The sequence below is a fragment of the Bradyrhizobium sp. genome (assembly GCF_030693485.1).
Classification (GTDB): Bacteria; Pseudomonadota; Alphaproteobacteria; order Rhizobiales; family Xanthobacteraceae; genus Bradyrhizobium.
Map to the genome: position 1 here is coordinate 1 of NZ_JAUYAN010000049.1, position 6,563 is coordinate 6,563.

Annotated in this window: 8 protein-coding genes; 3 read left to right on the forward strand and 5 right to left on the reverse strand. The window is 62.2% G+C overall.

What is annotated here, in order from left to right:
* Window positions 1-145, forward strand: a 145-nt coding sequence (locus tag Q8N40_RS03730; protein ID WP_305710850.1) for a TrmO family methyltransferase, incomplete at its 5' end; no start/stop codon positions are given.
* Window positions 146-148: 3 nt separating this feature from the next.
* The gene (locus tag Q8N40_RS03735; protein WP_305710846.1) at window positions 149-868 is read left to right on the forward strand and encodes a hypothetical protein; all 720 of its coding nucleotides are present in this window, start codon (window positions 149-151) and stop codon (window positions 866-868) included.
* A gap of 8 nt (window positions 869-876) precedes the next feature.
* Here Q8N40_RS03735 and Q8N40_RS03740 read toward each other — a convergent pair whose 3' ends face one another.
* The 4 genes from Q8N40_RS03740 to Q8N40_RS03755 all read right to left on the reverse strand — a co-directional run bounded on the left by Q8N40_RS03740 (window position 877) and on the right by Q8N40_RS03755 (window position 3,947).
* Window positions 877-1,305: an HIT family protein gene (locus tag Q8N40_RS03740; RefSeq protein ID WP_305710847.1), complete on the reverse strand. Its 429-nt coding sequence runs from the start codon at window positions 1,303-1,305 to the stop codon at window positions 877-879.
* 50 nt (window positions 1,306-1,355) lie between these two features.
* On the reverse strand, window positions 1,356-2,609 hold the full coding sequence (locus Q8N40_RS03745) for a GNAT family N-acetyltransferase (RefSeq protein WP_305710848.1): 1,254 nt from the start codon (window positions 2,607-2,609) through the stop codon (window positions 1,356-1,358).
* 111 nt (window positions 2,610-2,720) lie between these two features.
* Complete coding sequence (locus tag Q8N40_RS03750; protein ID WP_305322637.1) at window positions 2,721-3,467, reverse strand: glycerophosphodiester phosphodiesterase; 747 nt, start codon at window positions 3,465-3,467, stop codon at window positions 2,721-2,723.
* A 12-nt stretch (window positions 3,468-3,479) separates the two neighbouring features.
* The gene (locus Q8N40_RS03755) at window positions 3,480-3,947 is read right to left on the reverse strand and encodes a RidA family protein (protein WP_305322636.1); all 468 of its coding nucleotides are present in this window, start codon (window positions 3,945-3,947) and stop codon (window positions 3,480-3,482) included.
* A gap of 317 nt (window positions 3,948-4,264) precedes the next feature.
* Between Q8N40_RS03755 and Q8N40_RS03760 the strand changes: the two genes are divergently transcribed.
* Window positions 4,265-5,071 carry a cell envelope integrity EipB family protein gene (locus Q8N40_RS03760; protein ID WP_305710851.1) on the forward strand — a complete coding sequence of 269 codons (807 nt, stop codon included), beginning with the start codon at window positions 4,265-4,267 and terminating at the stop codon, window positions 5,069-5,071.
* A 779-nt stretch (window positions 5,072-5,850) separates the two neighbouring features.
* Here Q8N40_RS03760 and Q8N40_RS03765 read toward each other — a convergent pair.
* Window positions 5,851-6,563, reverse strand: a 713-nt coding sequence (locus tag Q8N40_RS03765; RefSeq protein WP_305710849.1) for an SH3 domain-containing protein, incomplete at its 5' end; no start/stop codon positions are given.

Below are 6,563 nucleotides of genomic sequence, written 5' to 3' on the forward strand. Positions count from 1 at the left end.
CAAGCTGGTCGGCATCGAGGGCAACACGGTGCTGGTACGAGGCCTCGACTGCCTCGACGAGACGCCGCTGCTGGACATCAAGCCCGACCGCTGCGAATTCACCCCGCTGGCGCAGCCGCACCCCGGGGATTTCGAGACGGAGTAGGGGGTGGGGTTACATGCGTGGCAAATCATGAAGCCGATAATGCTAGCTGCGCTGCTCGCGGCCGCATGTTGCGGCGGCGCGCCCACTTACTCCCTTGCGGAGGAGGCGCCGACCGTTGACGATTTCGATTGGGGCAAGGAAAAGTCAACCGGCATTGGAATCGCTTCATCGCTAAGTGCCCCTTCGTTTAACTTTTTCGACGTTGGGGATCTTTCCTATTACAGCTTGTATCTGGTCCATCAGGTGCTGGGCAGTCTTTCAAATGCTACAGGAGTGGCGGTCGACAGGGGTCTAAAGAGTTCATCGCTTTCAATCGTTCACGACACAAAAGTTTTCGACCGGCTCAGGAGCGAAAAGCAACACTTTCGGGTGTTGGGAATCTCAGATGCGGTCATCGAAAGTCTGGCGCAAAGGGCATCCGACGACACCACAACGTGTTTAACGATGACTCATTCTGACGAGAACGGCGATATCAAATTCACGATCATTCTTTTGTCAGAGAAATTTAATAATTGTCTGATTAGCGGGCTACTGGGGTCGTTTGGAATCCGCGGTACCGCAGATGTCACGATCAGGACGCTAACCAGTGCTTGTGTCCTTTATGAAGGTCGACGTCGTGGTCTTCGTGACCGCAGAAGCCTTGTTAAAGAAACTCCCAAACTTCGCGATGTGTGCTTGGCCAAAGCGTTGGAGAAGCCAAGCGATGTCAATACCGCGAAGTAATACTTGGGCTACAACGCTTCGAGCGCCGCGATCAACTTCGTCGCATTATCCTCCAGCACCTTGACGTCTTCCTTGCGGCTGGCGGGCGGCAAGAGCGCGATGCCGTCGTGACGGGGCATCACATGCATGTGCAAATGAAACACCACCTGTCCGCCGGCGGCCTCGTTGAATTGTTGCACGGTGATGCCGTCGGCCTTGAAGGCGGTCATCGCCGCGGCTGCGATCCTGTGGGCGCCGCGCGCGACATGAGCGTAATCCTCGGGCCTGATGTCGAGGATGTTGCGGGCAGGGGCCTTCGGAATCACCAGCGTGTGGCCCGGCGCGCGCGGCATGATGTCGAGAAACGCCAGCACGTGGTCGTCCTCATACACCTTGTGGCAGGGAAACTCGCCGCGCAGGATCTTGGCGAAGATGTTGTTGGTGTCGTAGGCGGGCATGGCAGTCTCCTCGAAGTCGATTGTACTGTCGGGTCTGGCAACCGGGACCGTCAAGACGGCTCTTCGGCAACTTTACGAAACGGTCCGGCGTCGGTGAGTTCGCGCGCCGCCTCCGCGACATAGGCGCGCTCGCGCTTCAGGTACTCGTCGATGGCGCTCGCGAGGCCGGGGTCGGCGATGTAATGCGCGGAATAGGTGGTCTGCGGCAGGTATCCGCGCGCGATCTTGTGTTCGCCCTGCGCGCCGGCCTCGACGGTTTTGAGGCCGCGCGCAATCGCAAAATCGATCGCCTGATAATAGCAGACCTCGAAATGCAGGAACGGGTGATGTTCGATCGCGCCCCAATGGCGGCCGAACAGGGTGTCGGAGCCGATGAAATTGATGGCGCCGGCGATCCAGCGCCCCGCGCGCTTGACCATCACCAGCAGCACGTCGTCAGCCATGGTTTCGCCGATCAGCGAATAGAACTCCCGCGTCAGGTAAGGGCGGCCCCATTTGCGCGAGCCGGTCTCCATGTAGAAGTCGAAGAAGGCGTCCCACGCGTCTTCGGTGATGTCGCGGCCGGTCAGCGCGTGGACCGAGATGCCCTCGACGGAGAGCGCCTCGCGCCGTTCGCGCTTGATCGCCTTGCGGTGGCGCGAATTGAGCGTGGCGAGGAAATCGTCGAACGAGTTGTAGCCGTGGTTGTGCCAGTGGAACTGCTGGTCGGTGCGTTGCAGGAAGCCGTATTCGGCGAGGAACTTCCATTCGGATTCGCGGGCAAAGGTGACGTGGACCGATGACGCCCCTGTCGCCTCGCACAGTGCGACGAGGCCGCTCGCCAACGCGGTGCCGATGCGCTCACGATCGAGGCCGTCGCGGATCAGCAGGCGCTGGCCGGCGGCTGGGGTAAAGGGCACCGAGGCCTGCAGCTTCGGATAGTAACGCCCCCCGGCGCGCTCATAGGCATCGGCCCAGCCGCGGTCGAACACGTATTCGCCCTGGGAGTGCGATTTCAGATAGCACGGCACGATGCCGGCGATCGCGCCATTGAGCTTGGCGACGAGGTGGCGCGGACCCCAGCCGGTTCGCGCGCAGGCCGATCCTGAGGCCTCCAGCGCCGAGAAGAATGCGTGTGAAACGAAGGGGTTATAGGAGCGTCTTGATGCTGCGCCGGACTCCGTTGTTGGCTCACGTGAAGCCAGAGTGTCGAGCCCATCGAGGCTGTCGGGACCGCAAGGCGGATTGGCGCAGGCATCCCAATCGGCGGCCGGAATCTGGCTGACGGACGGCAGCGATTCGAGGGTGATTTCGGATGACGCCATCAGCAAAAAGACCGGTCACGGGTTGCGATCAGCCATCGCACATGGTGACCAACATTGTTGAAGATCGGGCATTGTGGTCACGACTTCAAGGCCATGCGGCGCGCATCAGGCCTACGGCACGAACCCTTCAAAGGTGATCTGATCGGCATAGCGCGCCGCCCGTTCGCGCTGCTCCGGCGTGCGCACGGTCCAGGTCAGCAACGGCAGCCCGAACACATGGCGGGCGATCCAGGGCGCCAACGCCGGCAAATCGTTGATCCAGTACGAGACGAAATGCGGTCGGGTACGGAAGACGTGGCGCAGATGCAGCATGCCGTCGCGCTGTGCCGGCGTCAGCTTGTTCCAGTAACCGTCGTCGTAACTGCGCTGCGCAATGATACCGCGCGGACGCTCCGGGATGGTTTCGCGCAACGCCAGCACCTGGTCGGGGTCGAATGACATCACCGCTGCCGGGCCCGAATAGCCTGCCAGCACCTGCGCCATCCGCGCCACCAGCTTGCGGTCGCCGTCAAAATGGCTCTTTACCTCGATCACCAGCGGCACGCGGCCGTCGACCAGCGCGCAGAGGTCGCCGAACGACATCATCCGCTCGGCGGTGTCCCGGAAATTGACCGCCTTGAGTTCGGCCGCGGTCTTGCCGAGCAGGGCGCCCGTGCCTTCGGTGAGACGGCCGAGTTCGTCGTCATGGTGCACCATGGCCTCGCCGTCGGCGGTGAGCTGCAGATCGACCTCGATGGCGAAATTGCCCGCGATCGCGGCGGTAACCGCGCCCGGCATGTTCTCAATGATGCCGCGCGCGGCGTCATGCAGCCCGCGATGGGCCACCGGCCGCGCCGTCAACCAGTCAGGCGCGCGCACCTGATATCTCCCTTACGAGACCTCGAACACGCCCTCGACCTCGACCGCAGCGTCGGATGGAAGCGAAGCGACGCCGACGGTGGTGCGGGCATGGCGGCCCTTGTCGCCGAACGCCGCGACCATGAGGTCGGAAGCGCCGTTCAGCACTTTCGGGCCATCGAGAAAATCCGGCGCCGAATTGACGAAGCCGCCGAGCCGGACCACGCGGACCACCTTGTCGAGATCGCCGAGCGCTGCCTTGATCTGTGCCAGCAGGTTGATCGCGCAACCCTTGGCCGCGGCGTTGCCCTGCTCGACGGTGACGCCGGCCCCCAACTTGCCCTTGGCGATCAGCTTGCCTTCCGGATTGACGCAAACCTGCCCCGAGACGAACAGCAGGTTTCCGGTGCGGACGAAGCCGACGTAATTCGCCACCGGGTTCGGCGGCTCATGCAACACCACGCCCTGCGCCGCAAGTTTCTGCTCGACCGTACCCGCCATGATTCGTCCCCGTTTGCATTGACGTTTAAGTTGTTCTGCACCCGATCTCGACGCGGCCGGGCCGCTTTGTTTCGCGCATCGTGCCATCACTTGCAAGCGAGCCGCCGGTTGGACGGGAACTGCGGGAAAACACGGCAATCCCCAAGCAATCCCGAGGCAATTCCCGCTTTTTTGTGAAGCGGCCCTAGTTGCGGCGCAATAGGGCGCTCAGTATTGTGTGATTCACGGCGCAAGGAAGACAATAGATGGCTCGCTGGTTCCCGATTTCGCCGCGTGATGTCAGCCCGTTTTTGCTGACTGCCGCCACTGCTTTTGTCATGACAGGTCTTGCGGGCGGCAGCGCGCAGGCCGCGGCCGGCGGCCCGTATCTCGCGCATCAGGCGCTCTATGAACTCAAGCTGGTGAAGTCGCGCGGCTCGAACTCGATCAACAGCGCGCGCGGACGGATCCTCTACAATTTTTCCGGCAGTGCCTGCGAAGGCTATACCTCGGAATTCCGCCAGGTCTCGGAACTGGACAGCGGCGAGGGCAAACGGACGCTGAGCGACCTGCGCTCGACCTCCTGGGAGGACGGCGACGGCAAGAGCTATCGTTTCAAGATCTCGACCCGGATGAACGACGCCGACTCCAGCCCGGTCGACGGCATGGCGGAACGCAGCGGCAATCAGATCACGGTCAAACTGAAACAGCCGGAAGCCAAGACCTTCACGCTCGACGGCGCTACGGTATTTCCGACCGAGCAGATTACGCGCATCATCTCGGCCGCCCGCGACGGCAAGTCCGTGCTGGAGCTGATGGTCTATGACGGATCGGACAATGGCGAAAAGGTCTACAATACGTTGTCGGTGATCGGCCAACCCATCCCGGGCGACCGCAGCATCGAGACGCCCGATCCCTCCACCGCCAGCGACACGATGAAATCGCTGACGCGCTGGCCGGTCACGGTGAGCTATTACGACCGCGACGCCAAGGCGAGGGACGGCGAGCAGACACCGGTTTACGCGATGTCGTTCGAACTGTTCGAGAACGGCGTCTCGCGGGCGCTGGTGCTCGACTACAATGATTTCGTCATCTCCGGCGCGCTCGGCAAGTTCGACGTCAAGGATTCCAAGCCGTGTAAGTGACGGCGGAGGTGTTGCGCACCATCCTCGCAACGTCGTCCCTGCCTAGTGCGCAATTGCGCACGGGGCGCAGTCACCCATAATCCCGGTCCTCTGTTGTTGCAGAAGGTATTTAACACCAACACCTCACCGATAAGCCGCGGCGTATGGGTCCCTGCGTTCGCAGGGACGACGGATGAGGGATTACGTTTCAATTCTACAGACATGTATTCGCGATCTCGCGGCGCGATTCGCCCGAGTTTTGCTCTTCGCCGTCACGCCCTCTCCAGTTAGAGGGCGCAGGGAAAGCCGGATGCGCGCTGGCACCCGCGGTCTCGTGTGCAATGTAGTGGTGGAAAGCGCACACGAGCATACAGGTCCAGCGGAAACATCCGACTTTCCCTGCGCAGTGGTCTTACGGTTGCTTCGTGATCTCCCCGGTGAGCCCAGCTCAATTGCCACCGTCACCTGCGGGAATGACCGCAAGCTTGACACCTTCGTCGGTGGTGTCAGGACCATACGACTTGGCCGTACGCTTCGGCATCGCCCGTCTCGCGCGCCGCCGCGTCCACCGCATCCCCGACCCGCGTTCGTGACGTTCGCGAAACGCCCCTCTTGGTGGGACGGGATGCGGAGAGATATAGCCTGATTTCCAGTTCTGTAAAACAGAAATATTTTTTTCACGAGGGGCTTGACAGTGATTCCGATAAACAGAAGTAATTTGCCCGTCCGGTAGATTGTTGAACCGGCTCAACAAATCGGCGTTTTGCGGACGGTTGGTCGTCAGAGTTTTTTCGTAGCTGTTATTTGCATTGCTCCAGAATGCCTGAGATCGCCTGATCGGAGCACATGATGCCGCCCCACTGATAGCCGATGCGGCCGTGGAATTCGATCTTGAACCAGTCGTAACCGTCCATCGTGCCGGCGCGCTCCAGCAGCGTGATGCCGCTCTTCTCGGTCAGGCTCGCCAGCTTCGGCGACGACATCGACGGCGCGCTGCGCATGATGCCGCCAAGCGACATGCCCGCCATCGGAAGCCGGCCCTGCCCGGCCGGCGCGCGCGGGGCGGGAGGATTTTCGTTGCGATCGCAGCGGCCCGTCCGCGGCGCCTGATGGAAACCGGGGCCGCACGGATCGGTATTGCCGAGGCCGGGCCGGCCGCCCTGCGCGGCCTCCTGCGGCCTGAACCGGCATTGCGCGGATCCCCAGTCCGGAATTTCAACCGTGATCCGGGCCTGGTCCGGGGAGATCCGCACGGCGTAATCGCCGTCGGAAAACCGCAGGGGATCGACGGGGCTCTTTTTCAGCCGCAACGTCCCGCCCTCGATCGGGCCGGCCGTGATCGCGTCCAGTCCGATCACCGTCAGCGTGATGGCGTTGCCCTTGTCACAGGAATAGGTGCGGGTCTGCGCGTCGGCGACGCCGGCAGAAAACATCGTGACGGCCAGGACCGCCACGGCGAATAGCGGGGCTGGCCGTATGGCCACGGCGTGACTGCTGGTCACGCCGTGGATAC